Annotated in this window: 21 protein-coding genes; 12 read left to right on the forward strand and 9 right to left on the reverse strand. The window is 37.6% G+C overall.

The genetic code is table 11. From position 1 onward, the window contains the following. Positions 1-8 precede the first annotated feature (8 nt). Together M3210_RS11325 and cysQ are read left to right on the forward strand one after the other, a co-directional pair. Positions 9-1,787: an SLC13 family permease gene (locus M3210_RS11325; RefSeq protein ID WP_251514444.1), complete on the forward strand. Its 1,779-nt coding sequence runs from the start codon at positions 9-11 to the stop codon at positions 1,785-1,787. A gap of 20 nt (positions 1,788-1,807) precedes the next feature. Then, positions 1,808-2,605: a 3'(2'),5'-bisphosphate nucleotidase CysQ gene (gene cysQ, locus M3210_RS11330; RefSeq protein WP_251514445.1), complete on the forward strand. Its 798-nt coding sequence runs from the start codon at positions 1,808-1,810 to the stop codon at positions 2,603-2,605. A gap of 84 nt (positions 2,606-2,689) precedes the next feature. On the opposite strand, the gene M3210_RS11335 is transcribed toward cysQ, so the two are convergent. From M3210_RS11335 to M3210_RS11360, 6 genes are all read right to left on the reverse strand, one after another. Beyond that, on the reverse strand, positions 2,690-3,955 hold the full coding sequence (locus tag M3210_RS11335) for a glycosyltransferase family 2 protein (RefSeq protein ID WP_251514446.1): 1,266 nt from the start codon (positions 3,953-3,955) through the stop codon (positions 2,690-2,692). 101 nt (positions 3,956-4,056) lie between these two features. After that, the gene (locus M3210_RS11340; RefSeq protein WP_251514447.1) at positions 4,057-4,224 is read right to left on the reverse strand and encodes a hypothetical protein; all 168 of its coding nucleotides are present in this window, start codon (positions 4,222-4,224) and stop codon (positions 4,057-4,059) included. 61 nt (positions 4,225-4,285) lie between these two features. Next, positions 4,286-4,963, reverse strand: a complete 678-nt coding sequence (locus M3210_RS11345; protein WP_251514448.1) for a hypothetical protein — start codon at positions 4,961-4,963, stop codon at positions 4,286-4,288. A 1-nt stretch (position 4,964) separates the two neighbouring features. Next, the gene (locus tag M3210_RS11350; RefSeq protein ID WP_251514449.1) at positions 4,965-5,885 is read right to left on the reverse strand and encodes an ATP-binding cassette domain-containing protein; all 921 of its coding nucleotides are present in this window, start codon (positions 5,883-5,885) and stop codon (positions 4,965-4,967) included. A gap of 31 nt (positions 5,886-5,916) precedes the next feature. Beyond that, entirely contained in the window at positions 5,917-7,077 is a 1,161-nt protein-coding gene (locus M3210_RS11355) for a hypothetical protein (protein ID WP_251514450.1), read from the reverse strand. Positions 7,078-7,095: 18 nt separating this feature from the next. Next, complete coding sequence (locus tag M3210_RS11360) at positions 7,096-8,328, reverse strand: ABC transporter permease subunit (RefSeq protein ID WP_251514451.1); 1,233 nt, start codon at positions 8,326-8,328, stop codon at positions 7,096-7,098. A gap of 205 nt (positions 8,329-8,533) precedes the next feature. On the opposite strand from M3210_RS11360, the gene M3210_RS11365 reads away from it, so the two are divergent. From M3210_RS11365 to M3210_RS11405, 9 genes are all read left to right on the forward strand, one after another. Next, on the forward strand, positions 8,534-10,138 hold the full coding sequence (locus M3210_RS11365) for an ATP-binding protein (RefSeq protein ID WP_251514452.1): 1,605 nt from the start codon (positions 8,534-8,536) through the stop codon (positions 10,136-10,138). Next, positions 10,131-10,814 (forward strand): response regulator, encoded by a 684-nt coding sequence (locus M3210_RS11370; RefSeq protein ID WP_251514453.1) that lies wholly within the window; start codon positions 10,131-10,133, stop codon positions 10,812-10,814. The genes M3210_RS11365 and M3210_RS11370 overlap by 8 nt, the downstream gene beginning before the upstream one ends. 201 nt (positions 10,815-11,015) lie before the next feature. Continuing rightward, entirely contained in the window at positions 11,016-12,065 is a 1,050-nt protein-coding gene (locus M3210_RS11375; RefSeq protein ID WP_251514454.1) for a tripartite tricarboxylate transporter substrate binding protein, read from the forward strand. Between the two features lie 66 nt (positions 12,066-12,131). After that, positions 12,132-12,590: a tripartite tricarboxylate transporter TctB family protein gene (locus M3210_RS11380; protein ID WP_251514455.1), complete on the forward strand. Its 459-nt coding sequence runs from the start codon at positions 12,132-12,134 to the stop codon at positions 12,588-12,590. A gap of 12 nt (positions 12,591-12,602) precedes the next feature. After that, positions 12,603-14,093: a tripartite tricarboxylate transporter permease gene (locus M3210_RS11385; protein WP_251514456.1), complete on the forward strand. Its 1,491-nt coding sequence runs from the start codon at positions 12,603-12,605 to the stop codon at positions 14,091-14,093. A 2-nt stretch (positions 14,094-14,095) separates the two neighbouring features. Further along, positions 14,096-15,505: an SLC13 family permease gene (locus tag M3210_RS11390; protein ID WP_251514457.1), complete on the forward strand. Its 1,410-nt coding sequence runs from the start codon at positions 14,096-14,098 to the stop codon at positions 15,503-15,505. 12 nt (positions 15,506-15,517) lie between these two features. Next, on the forward strand, positions 15,518-16,939 hold the full coding sequence (locus tag M3210_RS11395; RefSeq protein ID WP_251514458.1) for a bifunctional 2-methylcitrate dehydratase/aconitate hydratase: 1,422 nt from the start codon (positions 15,518-15,520) through the stop codon (positions 16,937-16,939). Between the two features lie 12 nt (positions 16,940-16,951). Beyond that, entirely contained in the window at positions 16,952-17,863 is a 912-nt protein-coding gene (gene prpB, locus M3210_RS11400) for a methylisocitrate lyase (protein ID WP_251514459.1), read from the forward strand. Next, a complete protein-coding gene (locus tag M3210_RS11405; protein WP_251514460.1) occupies positions 17,856-18,899 on the forward strand; it encodes a GntG family PLP-dependent aldolase in 1,044 nt (347 codons plus the stop codon). The genes prpB and M3210_RS11405 overlap by 8 nt, the downstream gene beginning before the upstream one ends. Before the next feature lie 110 nt (positions 18,900-19,009). Here M3210_RS11405 and M3210_RS11410 read toward each other — a convergent pair whose 3' ends face one another. Next, the gene (locus M3210_RS11410) at positions 19,010-19,324 is read right to left on the reverse strand and encodes a BREX-1 system adenine-specific DNA-methyltransferase PglX (RefSeq protein WP_251514461.1); all 315 of its coding nucleotides are present in this window, start codon (positions 19,322-19,324) and stop codon (positions 19,010-19,012) included. 136 nt (positions 19,325-19,460) lie between these two features. Then, complete coding sequence (gene pdxR, locus M3210_RS11415) at positions 19,461-20,855, reverse strand: MocR-like pyridoxine biosynthesis transcription factor PdxR (RefSeq protein ID WP_251514462.1); 1,395 nt, start codon at positions 20,853-20,855, stop codon at positions 19,461-19,463. A gap of 112 nt (positions 20,856-20,967) precedes the next feature. Between pdxR and pdxS the strand changes: the two genes are divergently transcribed. Next, positions 20,968-21,852: a pyridoxal 5'-phosphate synthase lyase subunit PdxS gene (gene pdxS, locus M3210_RS11420; RefSeq protein WP_285853729.1), complete on the forward strand. Its 885-nt coding sequence runs from the start codon at positions 20,968-20,970 to the stop codon at positions 21,850-21,852. Between the two features lie 64 nt (positions 21,853-21,916). Here the strand turns inward: pdxS and ggt are convergent, their stop codons facing one another. Continuing rightward, the gene (ggt, locus tag M3210_RS11425; protein WP_432806984.1) at positions 21,917-23,632 is read right to left on the reverse strand and encodes a gamma-glutamyltransferase; all 1,716 of its coding nucleotides are present in this window, start codon (positions 23,630-23,632) and stop codon (positions 21,917-21,919) included. Positions 23,633-23,888: the final 256 nt, after the last annotated feature.

The raw sequence follows: 23,888 nt of genomic DNA on the forward strand, positions 1-23,888 counted from the left end.
GTATGTAGATGACATGGGAAATGATATTTGTTGCTGTTATGATTATCGTAATGTTTTGCGCGCTGTTATTTGAAGTTTTAAGGCCGGATATTATTATGTTTTCTGTCGTTATTGTATTTCTCCTCACAGGTTTACTAACAACCGAAGAGGCGTTGAAAGGATTTTCCAATGAAGGAATGCTTACGGTGGCGCTGTTGTTCATTGTAGCAGGTGCTGTTCAGAAACATGGAGTAATTGACCGGTTTGTGTATAAATGGTTGGCTTCAGGAAAAAATATAAAAGGTTCCTTGTTGAAGTTTTATATATCAATTGCAACATCTTCAGCTTTTCTAAACAACACGCCAATTGTAGTTACGTTTACTCCTTTATTAAAGAAATGGGCGGAAGATAATAATCTAGCCCCCTCTAAATTCTTAATCCCATTATCTTATATAACTATATTAAGTGGAACGATCACTTTGTTGGGCTCCTCAACTAATATGGTTGTTCATGGATTGCTGCTTGACCTTGGTTTGGAAGGATTTTCACTGTTTCAATTGGCTGTCGTTGGGCTCCCTATTACAATTGTTGGATTTATCTTCTTGTTTACCATTGGAATCAAATTGTTGCCAAACCATAAGAGTTCCGACAACCAAGTACAGGTTGAATCAAGAGAATATCTAGCAGAAATGACGGTTGAATCAAATTTTAAGTATATTGATTGTTCCGTGAGGGAAGCAGGGTTAAGAGAATTAAAAGGTCTGTATCTAATACAAATCAACCGTGGGGATGAAACAATTTCCCCGGTCAAATCTACAACCATTATTCGAGAAGGCGATCGTTTAATTTTTACAGGACTTATTTCTACAATTGCTGATTTAGAGAAAGTCAGTGGACTAAAGCTAGAAACAGGTTCTGAATTTCAATTAGATGATTTAAGAAAAAGTGATATTCATTTATTTGAAGTAGTTATATCCCATGAATCCTCTCTTTTAACAAAATCTATTAAACAATCAAAGTTCAGAACAAAATTTGATGCAGGTATCTTAGCGGTTCATAGGGATAATGAACGTATAAAGAGCAAAATTGGAGATATTATCTTGAAAGCAGGAGATAGGTTATTACTATTATCTGGTTCTGAATTTACGGAAAAATATGAAAGGTGTAACGAATTTTATGTTATTTCCTCTCTTGATACCCCATCTAGGTTAGAGGAAAATAGAAATAAGGGTTGGTTTGCGGTTAGTGTGCTTATTTTGATGATTGTATTGGTAACCACTGGATTTTTAACTATGTTTAAAGCGATGGCCCTAGCAACACTATTATTGATGCTATTTAGAGTAATTAATATTGAAGAGGCGAAAAAATATATTCAGTTTAATATCTTATTGTTAATTGCCAGTGCATTTGGAATTGGTACTGTTATGACAAAGACGGGATTGGTTGGAGTCATAGCGGATATAATACTTTCTTTAGGCGAGCCTCTTGGACTCATTGCTATTTTATTCTCCATTTATATATTAACGAACATTCTAACAGAGGTGATTACAAATAGTGCCGTAGCCGTGTTGATGCTCCCGCTTGGGATTGAAATTGCAAATTCTTTAGGTGTATCTTATGTAGGATTTGCAGTGATAATCCTCATAGCTGCGTCGGCAAGCTTTGTTACCCCAATTGGATATCAAACTAATTTGATTGTATATGGACCAGGGGCTTATAAATTTAAAGACTTTATTAAAATAGGAATACCACTTAGTCTATTAATTATGCTTATAACAGTTACTATTGTTTCATTAATTTGGTTTTAATAACAAAAGGTGGTATAGGAATGGATCATTTTCTAAGTGATTTAACGAAAATTGTACTGGAAGCTGGAAAAGAAATATTAGATGTGTATGGTGAAGATTTTGATTTCGAATATAAAGAGGATGATTCCCCGCTTACCCTGGCAGATCAACGAGCACATCGTGTTATTGTGCAAGGCTTACAAAATTTAGATGAAACTATACCAATATTAAGTGAAGAGGGAAGATCAATTCCTTATATGGAAAGGAAAAGTTGGGATAAGTTTTGGTTGATTGACCCACTAGATGGCACGAAGGAATTCATTAAGAAGAACGGAGAATTTACCGTGAATATTGCGTGTATAGAAGGGAGTTATCCATCATTAGGGATTATTTACGCCCCAGCTCTCGATGTGCTCTATTTAGGATATAACAAGGAAGCGTATAAATTGGAAAAGGTATCAGGTGTTGATTTTGAAAATGATTATGATTTATTGAAAATGAGTGTTCGTTTGCCGGATAAAGAAAATAGTGTTTTAAGGGTAATAGCAAGTCGTTCCCACATGTCAAAAGAAACTGAGACATTTATTAATGACCTTAAGGAAAAACATGATGAGATTGAAGTCATCTCATTAGGAAGCTCGCTTAAATTTTGTTTAGTAGCAGAAGGAAATGCTGATTATTATCCGAGGCTTACTCCAAGTATGGAATGGGATACCGCAGCGGGGCAAGCGATTGTTGAAGCGGCTGGTGGGAAGGTGATTAATTATGAGGAAGGAAAACGACTGTATTACAACCGGGAAGACTTACGGAATGGTTGGATGTTGGCAGAACTACCATAAGTTAATAGAATTTTGTGCTAAATAAATTAAATATATAAAGAGAAAATAAACAGTCGGGAGAACGCCCTGACTGTTTATATTTTGCTATAGATACTTTAAAAAACCATCCCAATGTTCCAAGTTCTTTCGAGTAGTGCTTTCTTTATGTTCTCTTATGTTGTAAACGGTAAAGTTTTTGTATTGAAACTTATAGGACTTGATTAATTCGTTTAATACACTGACATCTTCATACAGACGGCCGTCTTGATAAGTTATGATAGGAAAGCCGCCAATTTTTTTTAATGAAGATGTGCGGTATATCCTAGGCCCAAGAGGGAAATGGTATGATAGTAAATCTTGTCTGTTTTTGACACTACGCCCCATAGAGACTTTTTTGAAGAGTATACTATTGTTTGTTTGTTTCCACCTTCGTAGATTTCCATACAACACTGCAGTGTTATCCTGTAAGTCTGCTATCTGTTTTTTTATGACGGAAACGGCATCAGGGTCCAACCAGTCATCGGCATCGAGTTCTAAAATAAAATTGGTATGAACATGTGGAAGTAAATAATTTAAGGCCCTTGCCTTTCCTTCGTTTTGCTTGTGGAATATTTCAATTGTTGATATCGACTTCCATTTATTGATCTTATTTAAGGATTTGTCAGATGAACCATCATCTATAATATAGATCCTATCTGGTTTTTGATTTTGCAGCAGACAGGAATTTATTGCGTTCTCCACATATTTCTCCATATTATAATTGGCTATAAAGATGGCCAGACTTGGATGAGTCGTTTGAGTTTTGTTCGTTTGATATTTTTCCATGAAACGTTGTTTTTCCAGCCAGTTTCTGTTCAGCTGTTCTCTACCACGCATGACTAGTTTTTCTTTAATTTTGATACGAGAATCGTCTACTGTTGAAAGCCAGGCAGGGAAAATTGCCTCCGAAAAAGGAAGCTGCTGTTCTGGCGGAAAAGGATTTTCTTTCATGAATTCTGTCCGAATTAATAATGGGTAATGAACAGAGGTTTGTTTTTGGTGATAGGTATGAGCTAGGACCATTTCGGATGCCTTCAACTCGAACTCTTCGGTAATTGCCATTGGAGAAAGATATTCTGCATTCTGTAGGATGAGAACATACTCGCTTTGTATCTTGGAGATTAAATCATCTACTGCTTTGCTCAATTCCCCAGTTTTAAATTTATGGAATTCAACGTTAAAAAGTTGGTGTTGGATATAGAGATGAGATTTATCTTCATGTAATACGATAACAGAATGTATTTTGGAAGAGATGATGTTTAAAGAGTGGAGCGTTTTCTGTATTGTTGATTGTTCAGTGTAATTAACGAGAAAGACAGTGATTTCCTTCATCAAAACCCCCCAGTCTTGAGTATAGATACAAATGTTAGCTATATTAATATATATGACTAGGTTGGCTTTGTATAACATCAATTATTGAGGCAATAAATCTATCATATATTTATTTCTTTCGTCCGCACAGAATGGATCGATGTCTCTTTTCCATATTCGCGACGAACAGCTTTTCTTGCCTCTACAGTCGATCGGGCGTATACAGGGAGAAGCGTAGTGCCATCTTCTTTTTCAATAGTTACGTAAAAACATTTTACACCACAGCGCATAGATAAACTCCTTTCCTTCGGGACATTCCTGACATAATCTCCGAATGTCCCCTATTAGGTGCTATTCAAACTTCAAATAAGATACTCCATTAATCTTTAAGATTTGACCTTCTTTTATTTCCACTTGGATGGAAGGGCTATTTATAATTTCAAAGATCCGGGGATCATTACCCTCCTCAAAAATCTGTAAATAACCAAATTCTAATTCAGAAGCTGCAACGACAGTATAACTTCCAGCTGCAATATCTGCACCAACTTCCCATATCCCAGCTGTCAACTCGTTTAATTGTTCTGTTGGAACTGGGGTGAGATATGCCCAATCTAGACCGTCAAAATATACTTCATGGGAACCGTTCAGATTTAGTGTTACTCTTTCCACTCCCCCTAGACCTAAAACCTCTTCCAATAATATTACTCCATTTTCATCTGAAACTACAACCCTTCCAGATTGCGGAACCCTTCCCGGTTCACCGGTATGAATCATATACCTACCAGCAGGGGGAGTAATGCCAACACCTGGTCTTTCAATAGGTGAAACGAGGATTTCTTCGGCTTCCTCATTAGTCCGCTGAATTGTTTCATAAATAGTAGGGCTCACTTCTCCGATGAGTTCTTCTCGTTCTTCACCGATAATTTCATTGTTCTTCTGGTATTGTACAACTTTTTCAGAGGCTTCTGATGTGCATCCTATTAATAGGATAAAGCAAGTCAGTATATTAAGGAAAAGAATCTGCTTCATATCATTCTCCTCCTAGGATTTTAGCCTTTGCATCGCCATGATAATAATGCTCATAAAATTCTAAAGTGCCAAGAGGGCCAATGGTGACCTCTTTATTCTCGTCATTCGCTACGTTAAGCATCCAATGGAGTTGTTCCTCCTTAGACATGTTGACAGTTGGAATACATAGTAGGTGGTCCGCAATATAGAGATGGTCCTCCGGTAAGCTATAAACAAGAGACAACTTTTCATATTCCTCAGGAGATATGTCCAGTTTGATATATTTTTCATTTTTATTTTGTGCATTTTGTTCGTGAATAAAGTCCCCGTCTTTTAAATAAAGGACCCTGTCCGCATATAAATCAAGATTCGAGAGAAGGTGTGATGCGATGAATAACAATTTACCTTCTTCCTTCATTTCAGCAAGCCTTCTGGAAATGAGAGCGACATTTGCCACATCAAGGCCGTTCATTACTTCATCCATCAGCATGACAGGTGTGTCGGCACAGGCGAGCATGGCAAAACAGAGACGTTGACGCATTCCAAGGGAATAGGTTTTTACTTTCTTTTTCACATACCCTTCCATTTGGAGATACTTATAAATATCCTCCACCTTTTTATCTGAATTCCACATGTCTGCATATAGTTTCATATGCTCCACACCAGATAGTTCCTCAAATAGATCAGCTTGGTCTGGAAGAGTTGCAAGCTGATTATGGATAGCGATTTCTTGCTTCTCCGTTTTATACTGCAGTTTTTCACGGAACGTCACGTTTCCTTTATTCGGTTTTAAAAAGTTGGCAATAACATTAAAAAGTGTCGTCTTTCCAGTACCATTTGGAGCAACTAGTCCAATGATCTCCCCAGCCGTAGCAGTGAGGGAGAGATTTTCTAATACAGTTTTATCCTTATATCTGACCGTGATACTTTCCAGCTTAAGCATGAATTTCCCTCCTATTGCTCATTCTTCACCGTTAAAACGCTTTAGTTAGCGGATTGTTTTTTGGTACTTGAAGATACGTATATTTATTCCAAGCATAAATAATTACAATTAAAACGAGACTCACTATACCTAAAGTTATCATCGCATTCCAAAAATCAATGGCAGGATTATTTAATTCGGCAGCAAGCTCTCCCGAAAGTACTTTGTTTATATCAATATATTTGATGGGATGCAGAAAACGAGCTTCAAATCCAGCAGCTCTTACGATATCTGGAAGGATAAAAATTCCTAGTCCGATTAAAACATTGGCAAAAGCATGCCGGAACATCATATTCATTAAGACGGAAAGAAGCAGAATAAGAATCGTTACGACCCCAAATCCAATAAATAGATAAGCTAAGTATTGGATCGTTGAAATAGCGACATATGTATCATTCTGGTACATTAAAACAGGGAATTGAAAGCCTCCACCTTCTACATTTCGTGATAAGTATGAATACCCGATAGCTATTCCGAGAATTAGAAAAGTAAAAATAAATAAGCTGTGTACGAAAACCTTACTTGTAATCTTTTTTATGAAAGTTATGGGTACACCTTTCAAGACGGAATGATGCTTCCTTTCGTAGACGAGTATTTCATTGCCGCTAATCAGCAAAATAATGAGGAATAAGAGACCTGACATCATAGCTAGTCCATTTGTAATATAATGATTCGTCATGAAGGAATCAGATTCAATAGGCAAATCATTGTCTCTGATATAGTGCAACAAGGCATCTTCCTTTAAGATATCCTCTCTCGGGACAATGAGATGATCAGGTATTCCGCTATTTCCCAGATCATGGACTTCCAGCCTAAGCTGATTAATTTCCAAACCATCTTCTACATACTGTTCCGGGTCACTGCCTCCTCCAATATTCCAAACTTGCATGCCTAGCAGGGATTGGATTTCTGTATGACGCTCATAAACTTCTGCTACTTCTGGTATAGCATGGCGTCCACTATCCAAATGATAGAATACAGCGTATGACGTTTGATATTCATTTCGTTTCTGATCCTGAAGGCTCATCTGTTCCTCTTGACTATAATAGATGAAATATAATAGAAAAAAGAGAAGCAGAAATATAGCGAGCAACCAGCTTTTCCGATTGATATACACCATTTTCCATTCAAATCTAGTAAATTTCCAAAACATAATATTATTCCTTTCTAATTAAGCTGATTTCGCATAAAAGCGGCGCTTATTAAAAACTCGTGAGGCAATCAATAATGCAATCTCCACTATTAAGATGGAGATTAATAAGACGATAATGCCTTTTTCGTATGTAATGGATTCCAGATGAAGTAAGTAATATTTTTCTCCAGATATAATCCTACCGAAATCAAAATACGTTTGTGGAAAATTGCTTAGGTCAATACCAAACAGTTCGGTTGTTGTTCTAGAGTAATAGATTCTTTCAGAGAAGAAGAGGGCAGTCGCTATCATTAGTACAACCCATGAGTTTCTGAATATTAAGCTCAAAAGGGCATTGATTCGGATGAATAAATAGATAAGAATAGGTACAATTCCTACGGTTAGTAATAAAAATTTTGCAATCGTGATGGTGTCAAACTCACTAAAACGATAACCGAAGTAATCCTCTGGTTCTGTGCTTGGAATTGTGATAGGTACCGCCAGCTGAAAGAATCCAAATCCATTCTGGATGGAAATCATAACAACAGCAAGCAATGCAAGCCCTGCAAGAACGATGAATGTATAAAGGAAAGCGACAAAAGATTTGATATTAATCAATTGGTACCAGCCAATCGGCATCCCTTGCAAGATTGAACGGTGTGTCCTGTCTCTAGAAAGCATATCGCTGCTGAAGTAGATTGCACAGAAGATAATAAGGGCAGCGGTAGTTCCTAAAAGGAATTTTACAATAGTCTGTAGGGCTGTTTTTTGTTCAATTATTTCATATGTAATTGGATAATCTCCTTCTAAATAATCGTTGTAACGCAGGTTGGAAAGCTCTGAATCCCGCATTGTATCGATGGAAGGGTAAGGTGCGTCACCAATGATCATCCAATCAGAAGTTTGACTTGCTGCATAATGATCATTGATTTTCATCCTCAAGTCCAGGAATCTGTTGAAATCTTCGTCTTCAAAGGCGTAGATCATTCTGCTTAAGATATTCCTTTTGTAAGTGTCTGTTGCATATTGTGTTTGACCTGTAAATTCGACAAATCCAGTTGCACCACGATCAATCATTCCCTGTCTAAGGGCATCAATGTTCTTAATTTCTTCCTCTGTTTTTTCGACATCAAAAGAATCAGGAGTCTCCATTGTTGGCAGGATAAGCAAACAATAGCTTAATAGTAAACTTAATATTGCAATAATGAAGAATATATTTTTCCTGCTTCTCATCATCATCTTTAATTCATGGCGAATCATCGCAAGTTTCATCGTAAATCCCCTTTAGATTTCTTTCTCTATTTAATGTAATATGATTGTGAATTTATGGAAAATTATATCACTATCCTAGAGTGATGGTCAATGTTGATTTAACGGGAAGTTTGTTGATTTTTCTATAATTCAGTTATATTCTTTTTATTTAGAAAGTGATAAGGTGAGAATAAGGTATACATTATCAACTACAGTGAGGGATAAAATGCAAAGTCGGTTTTCGTTACAATCAAAAATTCTTCTGCTAATTATTGTTCTAATTGTATCTACAACTATAATGTTAGGGAGTATTTTTTCTTATTTTGAGTTTATGGACACCAAAGATGAAATGGGAAAAAGAGCATTGGAAACAGCAAACATAGTCGCAAGGTTACCCACGGTAATTAACGCATTTTATACCGAAAATCCGGAAGTGATTATCCAGCCGAAAGCCGAAGAGATTAGAAGACAAATAGGTGCAGAATTTATAGTTGTGGGGAATTCGGAGAGCATACGTTATTCTCATTCTGACCCTAGTAAAATAGGTAAGCAGATGGTTGGAGGAGATAATGATCGGGCATTAATTAACGGCGAATCTTATATATCGGAAGCCACAGGGAGTCTTGGTCCCTCATTGCGGGGGAAAGCTCCCATTATTGGAGTGGATGGAGAGATTATAGGTCTTGTTTCTGTAGGTTTTATGATGGAAGATATCAAATCGATTATTTATAATAGATTACTAAAAATCAGTATAGCTTCTTTAGGAGTACTGCTAGTTGGTATTATCGGCGGTATTTTTCTAACCAAGAATATTAGGAAAGATACGATGGGATTTGAGCCGTATGAAGTATCTGATATGTTTAGGGTAAGAGATGCAATCTTGTCTTCTATAAATGAAGGGATTATTGCAGTGGATAAAGCCGGTAGGATCACCTTAATGAATAATTCCGCCAAGAAGCTAACAGGGATAAACAGTGATAATGATTTAACTATTGGTGAAGTATTTCCAGATCTAGACCGCAAAAGTATTTTTGATAGCAATAAGCAGATTACAAACTCGGAAATTGTTGTTAATAATAGGGTTGTAATAGTTAATAATACCCCTATAAAAAAAGATGAGCAGAATGTTGGTTTTGTAATTAGTTTTCGAGATAAGACAGAAATGAAAGAACTTGTAAATACTCTATCTGAGGTTAGAAAGTATTCAGAGGACTTACGGGCACAAACCCATGAATACACGAATAAATTATACGTTATTTCTGGTTTACTTCAATTGGGCAATTATAGAGAGGCTATAGAATTAATTCAAGCAGAATCAAAAGTAACTGAAAATCAAAATAAAATATTATTCGAGCAAATTAAAGATTCTACAATCCAAGCTATTTTATTAGGGAAAATTGGCCTTGCATCTGAAAATAAAATTGAGCTGGTATTGGACGAAAACTGCTACTTAGATAATGTGCCGAAACATATACAGCCTACACAATTAATAACAGTGATTGGTAATTTAATTGATAATGCGATTGAAGCAGTGCGAGGTACAAAACAGGGAAAAGTAATTTTCTCTGCTACAGATTTAGGTAATGATCTAATTTTTGAGGTTTCAAATAATGGGGAACCTATTCCGGAAGTGGTAATGGAGAAAATCTTTAAAAAAGGATTTTCAACAAAAAATAAAGAAGGTCGAGGTTATGGATTGGCAATTGTACAGGAAACAATGAATGATTTAGCTGGCGATATTATCGTGGAAAATCATCCAACAAATGGTGTAACTTTCTCAGTATTTATCCCAAAAAAGAGTAATGGGAAGGGGGTAAAATATTATGATTAAAATACTAATTATTGAAGATGATTATCGCATAGCAGAAATCCACAAACGATTTCTCGAGGAACTAGATTACGTTACTGTTGTCGGCAAAGCATTGACTGGAAAAGAGGCGATAGAAATAGCCGGTAAAAATAAAGTTGATCTTGTTTTATTGGATTTATATTTACCTGATCTTATGGGGGAAGAAATTATTGATGAATTAAGAAAGACAGAGCAAGAAATGGACTTTGTTGTTGTTACTGCAGCTTCAGAGAAAGAAATAGTCGGTAAGCTTCTTCGCAGTGGAATCTTTGATTATATAATAAAGCCTGTAATTAAGGAGAGACTACTAGAGACGGTTGCGAGGTATAGAGAATTTAAAAAAAGTTTATTAGAAAAAAAGTCCATTGAACAAAATTTCCTTGATGACTTCTTCGGTGTCTCTGTTGATGAAAAAAATGAGCATCGAGTCAAACCGACTCCAAAAGGTATTGATCCTTTGACATTAGAAAAAGTTAGGGAAATACTATTCAATTCTGAACAGGGAATTACCGCAGATAAATTAGGAGAGAAAATAGGAGCTTCCCGCACAACAGCAAGAAGGTATTTAGAATTTTTAATCTCAGAAGAAGAGGTGGTCGCTGATTTACGATATGGGACAATTGGTAGACCGGAGAGAATTTATTTTATAAGTCAGTAAACCTCTTATTGATAATCAATCTACTTTTAAAATCAAGTGTACACTTGATTTTTTTTTGCAATTTTCATGAACAATATGAACAAAACGTTTTTTATAAATAGAAAGGTTTTTATTTTGGAAACGTTTACATAAACTTGTTGTTGTATTATCTTGAATAGAAGTAATTATCAATTATTTAATATTCGGAAGAGGGGGATAAGAGTGAGGAAATACTTAATTTTATTATTTATTCTAGTCGCAATGCTGATTAGTGCTTGCGGGGAAAATGAAGAAGGTAACGGTGAGGATGATGCGACTGAAACTTCCGCAGAAGAAACTTCAGCATCAGGAAGTGAAGGTGCAAAATGGAAACCTGAAGAATCTATTGAAATTATTGCACCGGCTGGAGCTGGTGGAGGATGGGATACAACAGCAAGGATGGCTGCACAAGTATTCTCTGAAGAAGGAATTATTGATGGAAATATTGGTGTTGTAAATATGGAAGGAGGAGGTGGGGCAGTAGCTTGGGCACATGTAGCAGGTTTTGAGGAGAACCCATACAAGCTCTTTGTCTCTTCACCGCCAATAATCTTTATTCCATTAAATGGTCAGTCAGAATATGGACATGAAGAATTCACACCTATAGCCAATATCATTGCTGATTATGCTGCATTCGCAGTTCGAGAAGACGCAGAATGGGATAGTATCAATGAATTATTTGAGGATATGAAAGAAGATCCTGAAAGCATTACGGTAGTTGGTACATCATCTCCAGGAAGTATGGATCACATGCAGTTCGTTCAAATTGCAAAAGCTGCAGGTGTTGATATTACAAAAATCCGCTATGTATCTGCCCAAGACGGTGGAGGATTGACGCAATTGCTGAATGGAAGCGTCGATGTATACTCAACGGGAGTAGCTGAAACAGTGGAACAAGTAAGAGCAGGTAATATTAAAGTACTAGGAGTTACTTCTGAAGAAAGATTAGAAGGGGATGTTTTAGAAGATTTCCCAACTGTGAAAGAACAAGGTATTGACGAAACATTTGTGAATTGGAGAGGCTTCTTTGGTCCACCAAACATGTCTCCAGATGCTTTAGCGTATTATGAAGCCAAATTCAAAGAATTAAGTGACTCAGATGCTTTTGCAGAAATCCGAAGTCAATTTGGCTGGGATGAATTGTATATGAATAGTGAGGAATATAGTCAATTCCTGGATGAGCAAAAGGAAAGTCTTGGCGCATTGATGGATGAGTTAGGACTGGGTAATTAAACCTTAGTATGAAGTCGATGACCTAAGTCGTCGACTTCATTTTCTACATATCAAGGGAGTGAGTATATGTTAAAAACGCTTAATCAAAAAGTCAGTCTTGTATTGTTTGCTATTGCACTATTGTATCTCATATACGCATATCAGATTCCTTCATTTCCCTATACGGTAGTTGATGCGGATGTTATACCTAAAGTTCTAGGTTATTTATTATTGATACTCTCCGTTTTCTTGTTTTTCATAAAGGATGAAGAATCTGAGGAGCAGAAAGCAAGACGCAATATACCAAAAAAAGAAGTAGGTATGTTATTGGGAGTAGGCGGTCTAATTATTCTTTACATTATATTTTTGGAAATATTAGGGTTTGTTTTTGTAACTGCTTTATTTATATTTCTTTGCTCTAGATTTCTTGGATATAAAAATTATTTAGCTAATGTACTCGTATCGATCATACTTCCGGTTAGTTTATATTTGATGTTTACACAGCTTCTGAGAATTAGTTTACCAAGTGGCATCTTGCCTTTTTAAGGAGGGAAATATATGGGTTCATTAGAGGGTATTATTACAGGGTTTCAGACTGCACTTAGTGTAGAGGCAATTTTCTTCGTATTAATAGGAGTATTTGTAGGTACTATTATCGGCATGTTACCAGGTTTAGGGCCTATAAGTGCAATTGCTGTCATGATTCCAATGACATTTGGAATGGAACCAAGTATTGCATTGATAATGATAGCTGGAGTATATTATGGAGCTATTTTTGGGGGTTCTACCTCATCTATTCTCTTAAATGCACCTGGTGTTTCTGGCACCGTTGCTACTGCTTTTGATGGTTATCCAATGGCGCAGCAAGGAAAAGCAGGTAAGGCTCTTGCAATTGCAGCTATAGCCTCCTTCGTCGGTGGAACAGTCAGTGTCATTTTATTGATGTTATTAGCTCCAGCACTTTCCAGTGTCGCCATATCTTTTGGTCCGCCTGCATATTTTGCCCTAATGGTTTTAGGTTTAACGGCCATCGCCAGCTTATCTGAAGGATCTACAACTAAAGCATTAATATCTGCGGTCGCTGGCTTTATGGTTGTAACGATTGGAATTGATGCCCAAACCGGAACGCAAAGGTTTACATTTGGAAGCATTAATCTGCTTGATGGTATAGATTTCTTAGTTATTGCGTTAGGGCTCTTTGCTATAGCAGAGGTCTGTACATTAGTTTTAAATCGTAAGGATACATCACTAAAAAAATTCCACAATATAGGAAGTTTAAGACTTTCTAAAAAAGACTTCAAGGAAATGTCAGGCCCCATGTCAAGACAATCTCTTCTAGGCTTTCTTATAGGTGTTTTGCCTGGTGCTGGAGCGACAATCGCTTCATTTATTGCGTACATTTCTGAGAAAAGAATTGCGAAGAAGCCTGAAGAATTCGGAAAGGGTTCTGTTAAGGGTCTGACTGCTCCGGAGACTGCAAATAATGCAGCGACGAGCGGGGCTTTTGTTCCTTTGTTAAGTTTAGGTATTCCGGGATCCGGGACAACTGCAGTAATGCTTGGAGCATTTCTTGTAATGGGTGTACAGCCGGGACCAATGTTAATGACGGAGCGTCCGGAAATATTTTGGGGAGTAATTGCGAGTATGTATATCGGTAATATTTTTCTACTCATACTAAACTTGCCGTTGATCCCGTATTTTGCAAAGGTTTTAAAAATTCCTCGTCCAATGCTTATTTCGCTGGTCATCGTATTTAGTATGATTGGTGTTTATGCAGTAAGTTTTAACACATTTGATTTATATATGCTTCTCTTATTTGGAGCAATTGGATTTATTATGAGACTGTTTTCTTTCCCGGCACCTCCATTTATTTTAGCATTCATTCTTGGTGGCATGATGGAACAGTCGTTTAGACAATCATTAACAATCTCGAACGGAGATTTAATGATTTTTATTACTAACCCAATCTCATGTGCGCTATTAATTATTTCGCTGCTATCATTTGTATTTCCGCTGATCGGGGTAGTAAGGAAAAAGAAAGGTAATTAAAGTTGAATAAAGTAATGCGGACCATATTACTGAACCGAAACTTAACCTTAACGTTCATAACTATACTAATTATAGTAGGTTTAATTTCTTTAATACCGGTCCCTGATTATTTTACGAGAGAACAACAATGGACAATCTTGGTTTTATTATTTGCAATCTTTTTATGGGTCGCAAGCCCGATTCCTACAGCAGCAAGTAGTCTGCTTATTATTTCATTATTAATATTATTGAACTTAGTAGATACAGTAGAAGAAGCCTTAATAGGCTTCTTGACGCCTGCTTTATACTTTATTTTAGTTCTATCACTTATAAGTAATGCTCTCGTAAAAATTGATGTTGACCGGGTTTTTGCTAGATTGCTAGTTAAATTCAGCAAAGGTGGTCCTCTCCATCTAGTAATTAGTTTACCGGTCATTGTTTTATTTATGCCGATTGTACTTCCTTCAGCGGTTGCGAGATTTAAAATGATGCTGCCTCTTATATACAGTTTAAATAATTATTATGGGTACGACAGGCAAAGTGTTTTTAATAAATACAGTGTTTATTTAATCGGTATGGTGAACCAGAATGCCACAATTGTAATATTTACTGGTGGAGGTTTTCCCATTCTTGCTCATCAATTGTTGAAAGATTATCAGATTGCCAATCTTAGTTGGATAGAATGGGTTTTAATGATGGGACCTCCATTATGGATAGGTTCAATAATCATGGTGTTCATTATTTTTAACTACCTGAAGTTACTGTATCCAAAGAGTAATTTTAAAAGAGTAGCAACTACAGAAATATTGGGTCTGAAAAATGATAAACTGCCTCCAAAGTTTTGGGTTACATTATTAAGTTTTTTAATAATGATTTTTGTTTGGATTGTTACCGATGAAGACAGAGTTCCGCTCATTTTGCCACCTATGCTCCTTATTGCATTTTATGCTATACCGAAGATGGGTCTTGTTACAAATAAAATGGTCCAGGCCTATGATTGGGAAAACTTCTTAATGCTAGGAGCTTCTTTTTCTTTAGGTGGAGTATTGATGAAAAACGGAACAGCCGATACAATAGCCCATTTATTAATCAGTTTTATGCCAGTCGACACAGGGATGACGTTAAAAATAATCATTGTAGCTGCGATTATCTTCCTTTTGCGCTTTTTATTTATCGTGCCTTCCGCAGCTTTAGTAGTTATCTTTCCGATTGTAATGTCATACTCTGATTTGCTGGGAATACCAGAGTTTCAACTAGCTTTCTTAGTCATCTTAATAGTTGGGAGTATGATGGTACTTCCGATTCATACAACGACAACTTATCTTGCATTTGAAACACAGGTACTGACTAAAAAAGAGCAATATACCATTGGTTTTGTTTTTAGTTTGGTGTTTATGATTATCTCTATTTTGTCTGCATTATATTTTTGGTAAAGGAGAACAAAGATGAAGCAAAAGACTGACTCTCTATTAGTAGAAATAGCAGATTACGTGGTTGATGGGAAAATTGAAAGTGCTGAAGCAATGGAGACTGCAAAGAACGTATTAATTGATACTTTAGGATGTGGTTTATTAGCTTTACGCTATCCTGATTGTACAAAACATTTAGGTCCAATAGTTCCGGGAACACATGTACCAAATGGAAGTAGAGTTCCCGGCACTCAAATTGAGTTGGATCCGGTGCAGGCTGCATTCAATATAGGAACGATTATCCGTTGGTTGGATTTTAATGATACTTGGTTAGCTAAAGAATGGGGACATCCTTCTGATAATCTGGGAGGCATTTTGGCAGTTGCTGATTATATCAGTCGAAAAAATGTCTCAGAAGGCAAAGAGCCACTGACTATGGAAGATGTGTTAATTGCAATGGTGAAGGCACACGAAATACAAGGTGTATTAGCGCTGGAAAATAGTCTAAATCGAGTCGGTTTAGATCATGTGTTGTTTGTAAAGGTTGCTACTACAGCTATTGTAACAGGCATGCTCGGTGGTACGAAGCAAGAAGTAATTAACGCAGTATCCAATGCATGGATTGATAATTCGAGTCTTCGAACATATCGGCAATTCCCTAATGCAGGCTCAAGAAAATCCTGGGCAGCAGGTGATGCAACGAGCAGAGGTGTAAGACTAGCGCTAATGGCTGTGAAGGGGGAGATGGGCTATTCCACTGCATTATCCGCTCCGACCTACGGATTCGAAGATGTGCTGTTTAACGGGAATAAGTTAACGTTAGCACAGCCATTTGGCTCTTACGTCATGGAAAATATTTTATTCAAAGTATCTTATCCTGCCGAATTTCACGGACAAACAGCAGCAGAATGTGCTGTTATTCTGCATGAAGAAATTAAAGAGCGATTAGAAGAAATAGAAAAGATTGAAATAACAACTCACGAGTCTGCTATTCGGATTATTGATAAGCAAGGTCCTCTACATAATCCTGCTGATAGAGACCATTGTTTACAATACATCACTGCCATTGGCTTAATCTTTGGTGATATCGTTGCTGACCACTATGAAGACGAAGTAGCTACAAACCCGTTAATTGATCAGCTTAGAGAAAAAATGGTGGTTGTTGAGGATAAACAATATTCAGAGGATTACTTAGACCCGGCGAAACGTTCGATAGCAAATGCTGTTCAAGTATTTTTCCGAGATGGTTCAAAAACTGAAAAAGTAGAGAGACAATATCCGCTCGGACATCGCTTCAGAAGAGAAGAGGCGATTCCAAAGTTGGAAGAAAAGTTTGTTGCAAACTTAGAAACTCGTTATCCAGAAAAACAAGTTAAAGAAATTTATGAGGTTTCTACCAATCTTGAAACCTTGAAAACCATACCTGTACATGAGTTTATGCAAAAGATGGTTATATAAGGAGATGATCTGATGACCTGGTTTATCGAGAAGCATTCGACTCAAGAAGAACTTGCCGATCAATTCATGGAATTGGTACTTGAAGATGAAATTTTTAAGATACCAGGAGCCCATGATGGAATGGCCGCTCTAATAGCAAAAGAAGCTGGTTTCCAATCTTTATATCTATCAGGAGCTGCGTTTACGGCAAGCAAGGGGCTTCCTGACCTAGCTGTAATGAATTCTAATGAGTTAGCGGAAAGGGCGGAGGAACTCATTCGGGCTTCAAATCTTCCGGTGTTAGTTGATATTGATACAGGTTTTGGAGGGGTATTGAACACGATTCGTACAGCATTGGAAATGTATGAAAAGAGAGTGGCTGCTGTCCAAATAGAGGACCAGCAGTTACCAAAAAAATGTGGTCACTTGGATGGGAAACAATTAGTGCCCATCGAAGAATTAGTACAAAAAATTAAAGCGATTAAAGAAATTACACCTACATTAGTCGTCGTGGCAAGGACGGATGCGGTAAGTGTAGAAGGTGTAGAATCTGCAGTTCAACGTGCGCAGGCATATTTCGATGCCGGAGCAGATGTGATTTTTACAGAAGCCTTGACAACAGAAGATGATTTTAAGCTTTTCAAGGAGAAAATTGGTGCTCCGCTACTTGCAAATATGACTGAATTTGGGAAAACTCCGTATTATTCAGCGCAGGACTTTGAAGAATTCGGCTATAATGTCGTTATTTACCCTGTAACTTCTTTAAGGGTGGCAGCTAAAGCATATGAGCGAGTGTATAATGAGATTATGGTTAAAGGTACCCAGAAAGAAATGCTGAATGATATGCAAACACGGAAAGAGCTTTATGAAACGATAAGGTATTTTGATTACGAAGACTTAGATAATAGAATAGCAAAAACTACTGTTCAAGAGTATTATGATTGATTTAAGAAGTGATACATTAACTCAACCTACTGAAGCGATGCGAGAAGCAATGTATAAAGCTGAGGTTGGGGATGATGGCAGGACAAATCCAAACGGGGTTGGAGAAGATCCAACCGTTTATGCACTTGAGACATTTGCCAGTAATCTTACTGGTAAGGAAGCGGCTTTGTTTTGTAATAGTGGCACAATGGCAAATTATATCAGTTTACTTTCTTACTGCAAACGAGGAGATAAAGTACTATTAAGTCGTAAAAGTCATATTTTTCGTAGCGAAAAAGCTCCGTTCATGAAAGGTTTATTTGGGCTTATACCTGTTTTCTACGAAGAAAATAATTATGGTATACCTGACCTTAATAGTATTGAACAGATAATTGATTCTGAAGACATTAAAGTCATTTGCTTAGAAAATACTCATAATTACTATGGTGGTACATGTATTCCGCTGGATACTTTACAAGAGATAAGCTTACTGGCAATAAAGAAGGCAATACCATTGTTTATGGATGGTGCAAGAATATTTAATGCATCGGTTGCATTAAATAACTCTTTGAAAGAATTATGCATGCCAGTTGATTCTCTTACTTTTTGCTTATCGAAAGGACTGGGGGCGCCAGTAGGTTCGTTGGTTTGTGGTAAGTCCACTTTTATCAATAAAGCCAGAAGTGTACGTAAACTTCTCGGTGGGAATATGAGACAATCCGGTATTATTGCGGCTGCAGGTATTGAGGCACTACAAAACTATAGAGTAAGATTAATGGAAGATCATAGAAAGACACGTATGCTTACAGAAAAGTTAAGGCTTAATAGTTTGGTAACCATTGATCTTAATAAGGTACAAACGAATATCATTACAGTCGACTTCTCTCAAAGCGGTATAAAATCAAATCAGATAGAAAAAGATTTATTCAGGCGAGGATTGGCTGTTAAGAGAATGGATGAGAGTTGTATTCGATTAACAATGTATGCTGATATTAATAAAAGACAAATTTCGGAAGCGGCAGAGATACTAAATAAATATATATTTGAAATTAGTTGAATGGAAATGGAAATCTTGTTTTAGAATCGTTTTTTGTCATTCAAACCTTTGATTGTCGTCATATTAATCTAAGAAGCCGAACATTCAGCTTTACTGCTCTGAATGTCCGGCTATGTTAATTCTTTTATTAATTTCTCTAATTGCTTTACTCTATCTTCCAGTTCCACAATTTCTTTTTGCATTTTATCCTTATCTGCTTGATATTCTTGCTGGGATTGAATCTCAGCTTCTAAATCAGCATTTAACTGTATGATTGCCCCGAGGGTAGATAAAGCACCACCAAAAGTTGAGATGATTCCACCTAATATTCCCAGTACTATCCCAGTAGTATCAACAGGTTGAAAGGTATCTCTAGGAGTTTGAATAGCTGCAGTTTCTGAAGTGCTTACTGGGGTGACTGCGGTTATTCGTTGATCTTCACTCATATGCTTCCCCCCCAAAGTTTTGTCATAAGCTAGGCTTATTAATTATCTTAATCCATTTTATAATATTCATTGTAAGCGAAAGGTGTTCTATAAATTTGAGGGAGTACCCAGCAGTATCATCAAAACTGTCAATTACTCATTCAGCCCAGCATTTCATTAATAGATGTATTGCCTCTTGTAACTCTTCCTCCCTGATACCTGCAAAGCCCAAAAGAATGATTGGATAGTCTCCGGTTTGTTTTTCCATCACATAGGAGGAGAGAGGGTAAATTTTAAGTTGAGCTTTTGCTGCTTTGCTGACCAATTCTTCTTCCGATAGGCCATTTCTAACCCTAAGTACCACATGAAATCCTGAGAAATCACCAGTTACTTCAACTACATTATTATAATCTTTTAATGTCTCCAACGTAATTTCCATTTTGCGCCGATACACATTACGCATGCGGTTCAGATGCCTTTCAAAATCACCTTCCTGCATGAATTGTGCCAAAATATGTTGATCTATCCGAGAAACTGAGCATTGGAAATAAGATAATTTTTCCTTGTAAAGTGTTGTTAACTGTTTTGGCAGTACCATATAGCTGATTCGGATTGATGGAATTAATGATTTGGAAAAGGTTCCTAAATAGACGACTTTTTCATTTTGATCCATGCTCTGCAATGAAGGAATCGATTTACCTGTATAGCGAAATTCACTGTCATAATCATCTTCAATGATATAACGATTATCCTTATCTGCAGCCCAGTTCAGTAATTTGATACGTCGGTTGGCTGAGAGTACAGAGCCGAACGGAAATTGACGTGAAGGAGTGACGTACATAATATCAATCGGCGTATGAGCCAACTCATCCACTTTTACTCCTCTGTCATCAACTTCTAAAGGATAAGCTTTATTAGGGTAATGCTTTAACATCCGCGACATGACATAGTAACCCGGATTTTCCACTCCATATGTTGTTTCACTGCCCATCAGCAAGATGAATTGTTGCAGAAGTGTTTCAATACCTGCCCCTAGAATGATATCGTCTGGTGAGCATTGCACCCCCCTCGCTTGATAAAGGTAAGTGGCGATTTCTTCACGCAATATAAGTTCTCCTTGTGGATCCCCCATAAGGAGCAAATGTTGATTTTCATTATCAATGGTTCTCTTTGCATACTTTCTCCATTTCGTAAAAGGAAAATGTTCTGTATCGATTCGGCTTGGGTGGAAATCGTAGCGGATATGTTCATTCACCTCAGGTTTTGATTGAGTTGTCTTTTCAAGCTGTACATATTCCAAATCTTCATAAGCTAGAACAAAATATCCTCTTCTTGGTCTGGATTCGATAAATCCTTCTGCTACTAATTGGTCGTAAGCTTGTTCCACTGTATTTTGGCTGATGTTAAGGAAATCCGAAAGTTTCCGTTTAGATGGTAATTTTGTATGATGAGAAATTTTTCCTTCCATAATTTCTTTTTTAATGTATTCATACAGTTGCTCATAAAGTGGTATTCCGTTTCCACGTTCTAAATGGCAAGTGAGCATGTTCATATTTCTCTCCTCCAAACTGACCCTGTTAATTCTTGTGAAACTGATACTTTTAATAGTACCACAAATTCTTTACAATTAATTAAAATTCGAAAAAATCAAAGGAGTGTTCTATTTGACAATTCAAACTATTACAAAGCACGCAGAAACATTGGAGAAAATTAAATCTGGCGGTGTGATCATGGATGTGGTCAATGCTGAACAAGCTAAAGTTGCAGAAGAAAGCGGTGCGATTGCTGTAATGGCTCTAGAACGGGTACCTTCAGATATTCGCGCGGCTGGTGGAGTAGCTCGGATGGCTGACCCACGTATTGTTGAAGAAGTGATGCAAGCAGTTAGTATTCCTGTCATGGCAAAAGTTCGGATTGGCCATATTTCTGAAGCTCGAGTATTGGAGAGCATGGGCGTCGATTTCATTGATGAAAGCGAAGTACTGACTCCTGCAGATGAAGAGTTCCATTTATTAAAAAGTGATTATGATGTCCCGTTTGTTTGTGGTGCAAGAGATTTAGGAGAAGCAGCAAGACGCATTGCGGAAGGTGCGCTGATGATTCGCACGAAGGGTGAACCTGGAACAGGGAATATCGTTGAAGCGGTCCGTCATATGCGTAAAGTTCAAGCAGAAGTCCGTAAAGTGACGATAATGAGTGATGATGAGTTGATGACGGAAGCAAAAAAACTTGGTGCTCCATATGAATTGCTGAAGCAAATTAAATCTGAAGGAAGACTACCGGTATCGAACTATGCTGCAGGCGGGGTAGCAACTCCTGCAGATGCTGCATTAATGATGGAACTAGGTGCGGATGGAGTATTTGTTGGTTCCGGCATTTTTAAATCTGAAAATCCGGAGAAGTTCGCTAAAGCAATAGTTAAGGCGACGGCAAATTATCAAGATTATGAGTTGATTGGACAACTATCCAAAGAATTGGGTAGTGCAATGAAAGGAATCGACATTTCAAAATTAAGTTTAGAGGAAAGAATGCAGGAGCGTGGTTGGTAGAAGCTTCTCTTCGTTAGAAATAAGAAAGGAGTACGGATATATCTAGTCCGCACTCCTTTTCTGATTATTTTCTTTTCCCTTTCAGGTCCACGCCGATTGCTGCACCTTCTCTTCTAAAATCGGCAACACCTTTGAATAATCCATTATGATGATCAATTTGGATGCTTTGTACATTTCCAATTGTTGTTGAACTGGTTCCAAAACGATGCCCCATTCTACGAAGTTCCTGCAACACATCTTCCGGGATACCTTCTTCATAACGGTATGAATTTAAATTATTAGTATAGATTCTAGGTTCTTCTATAGCATCCTCAAGTTCCTGACCGTACTCCAGTGTGTTGATAATGGTTTGCAGAACTGAAGTAATGATTGTAGGACCGCCTGGAGATCCCACTGTCAACATTGGTTCTCCATTCTCGAACACGATAGTTGGGGTCATACTGCTTAGTGGGCGCTTATTCGGTTGGACTTCATTAGCTCCACCAGGTATCGCATCAAAGTCAGTTAGTTCGTTGTTCAGTAAGATGCCGTATCCAGGTACCATAATCCCTGAACCAAATACTTGTTCAATGGTAGAGGTGTAAGAGACGACATTGCCATAACGGTCAGCGACGGTGAAATGGGTTGTTTCACCTATTTTATCATTTGCTGGTTGTTCAACTTGCTCATAATTTGGTGTTGTTTGTTCATATTTCCATGGATCACCTGCAGTTGGATTTTGATTCACTTTGTTTAAATCGATTAGAGATCGACGTTCACTGATGTATTCTGGGTGAAGCAGGCCGTCCACTGGGACTTCTACAAATTCAGGGTCGCCTGCATAAGCGGCACGGTCTGCGTAGGATAGATGCATTGCTTCAGCAAGCAAATGGTATTTTTCCCAGGATTTCATATCATATTGTGATAAATCAAATCCATCTAGAATTCCAAGCATTTGAAGCAGAAAGACTCCTCCCGAGCTTGGTGGCGGCATGCTCGCAATCTCATAACCTTGGAACTCGCCCCAAATTGGTTCATCTATTGTAATGTCATAGACTGCTAGGTCGTCTGAAGTCATAGAACCGCCGAATTCGCGCACTGTTTCGGACAATGCATCAGCAATTTCCCCGTGATAGAATGCATCTACACCGCGAGAACGGATTAATTGTAGTGTATTCGCCAGGTCTTCTTGGATGAGAAGCTCACCCTCTTGGAGAGGTTCCCCATTCGGTAAAAACACCTCTGCGGCTGCACTCCTAAGAAGTTTATCTTGATTATCTTTAATATCCTTCGCAAGGACTCTATTCACCGGAAATCCTTTTTTGGCAAGCTTAATGGCTGGTGCAATCAATTGTTGGAATGGCCGAGAGCCCCAGCGGTTATGAGCTTCTTCCAGTCCTTTCAATGTTCCGGGTACACCTACTGCGTTTCCGTGCTGAACCCGTTCATCGAAAGGAATTGGATCGCCATTTTCATCTAAAAACATATCTGGTGTAGCGCCAGCTGGAGCTCTTTCACGACTGTTAATGATGGTAGTTTCTTCCGTTTCCCCGTCATAAACCATCATAAATCCTCCGCCACCAATCCCAGACATCATAGGCTCTGTAACATTTAATGCAAATTGGATAGCAATCGCAGCATCTACTGCATTTCCATTCGTTCTCAATACTTCTGCACCAATAGCAGAGGCTAAGGGATGTGAAGTGGAGACCATTCCTCCATTTGCTACAGCGACTCGTTCGTAATTATCATAATCTGTATCGTAATTTTTCGCTGAATGTAGCTGTGGAAAACCTGCCATTGTCATTAGAACAATTAATGAAATGATTAAAGTGCGGTAAAAAAATCTCCCCATTGTTCTCCTCCTCGTAATTAACTCTTTAGAAATGCTTGTGAACTGGATGTACTCTTATAAAAGCAATCTACATAAACAACTCCTTCCGACAAAAAATAGACTTATAGTGTAAGATTCGTGTCATTTCTTATTTTTCCTGCCAAATTTTCCAAAACGATGCTATTGGCCTGCTTGGTTACTTTCTTCGGGAGTTTTATACTGA

It is taken from the genome of Oceanobacillus luteolus, assembly GCF_023715655.1.
GTDB classification, from domain to species: Bacteria; Bacillota; Bacilli; order Bacillales; family Amphibacillaceae; genus Oceanobacillus; species Oceanobacillus luteolus.

Excerpts from the sequence above, each read along its gene's own strand:
- M3210_RS11325 (WP_251514444.1), top strand. The coding sequence starts at position 9 with ATGACATGGGAAATGATATTTGTTGCTGTTATGATTATCGTAATGTTT.
- cysQ (WP_251514445.1), top strand. The coding sequence starts at position 1,808 with ATGGATCATTTTCTAAGTGATTTAACGAAAATTGTACTGGAAGCTGGA.
- M3210_RS11335 (WP_251514446.1), bottom strand. The coding sequence starts at position 3,955 with ATGAAGGAAATCACTGTCTTTCTCGTTAATTACACTGAACAATCAACA.
- M3210_RS11340 (WP_251514447.1), bottom strand. The coding sequence starts at position 4,224 with ATGCGCTGTGGTGTAAAATGTTTTTACGTAACTATTGAAAAAGAAGAT.
- M3210_RS11345 (WP_251514448.1), bottom strand. The coding sequence starts at position 4,963 with ATGAAGCAGATTCTTTTCCTTAATATACTGACTTGCTTTATCCTATTA.
- M3210_RS11350 (WP_251514449.1), bottom strand. The coding sequence starts at position 5,885 with ATGCTTAAGCTGGAAAGTATCACGGTCAGATATAAGGATAAAACTGTA.
- M3210_RS11355 (WP_251514450.1), bottom strand. The coding sequence starts at position 7,077 with ATGTTTTGGAAATTTACTAGATTTGAATGGAAAATGGTGTATATCAAT.
- M3210_RS11360 (WP_251514451.1), bottom strand. The coding sequence starts at position 8,328 with ATGAAACTTGCGATGATTCGCCATGAATTAAAGATGATGATGAGAAGC.
- M3210_RS11365 (WP_251514452.1), top strand. The coding sequence starts at position 8,534 with ATGCAAAGTCGGTTTTCGTTACAATCAAAAATTCTTCTGCTAATTATT.
- M3210_RS11370 (WP_251514453.1), top strand. The coding sequence starts at position 10,131 with ATGATTAAAATACTAATTATTGAAGATGATTATCGCATAGCAGAAATC.
- M3210_RS11380 (WP_251514455.1), top strand. The coding sequence starts at position 12,132 with ATGTTAAAAACGCTTAATCAAAAAGTCAGTCTTGTATTGTTTGCTATT.
- M3210_RS11385 (WP_251514456.1), top strand. The coding sequence starts at position 12,603 with ATGGGTTCATTAGAGGGTATTATTACAGGGTTTCAGACTGCACTTAGT.
- M3210_RS11395 (WP_251514458.1), top strand. The coding sequence starts at position 15,518 with ATGAAGCAAAAGACTGACTCTCTATTAGTAGAAATAGCAGATTACGTG.
- prpB (WP_251514459.1), top strand. The coding sequence starts at position 16,952 with ATGACCTGGTTTATCGAGAAGCATTCGACTCAAGAAGAACTTGCCGAT.
- M3210_RS11405 (WP_251514460.1), top strand. The coding sequence starts at position 17,856 with ATGATTGATTTAAGAAGTGATACATTAACTCAACCTACTGAAGCGATG.
- M3210_RS11410 (WP_251514461.1), bottom strand. The coding sequence starts at position 19,324 with ATGAGTGAAGATCAACGAATAACCGCAGTCACCCCAGTAAGCACTTCA.
- pdxR (WP_251514462.1), bottom strand. The coding sequence starts at position 20,855 with ATGAACATGCTCACTTGCCATTTAGAACGTGGAAACGGAATACCACTT.
- ggt (WP_432806984.1), bottom strand. The coding sequence starts at position 23,632 with ATGGCAGGTTTTCCACAGCTACATTCAGCGAAAAATTACGATACAGAT.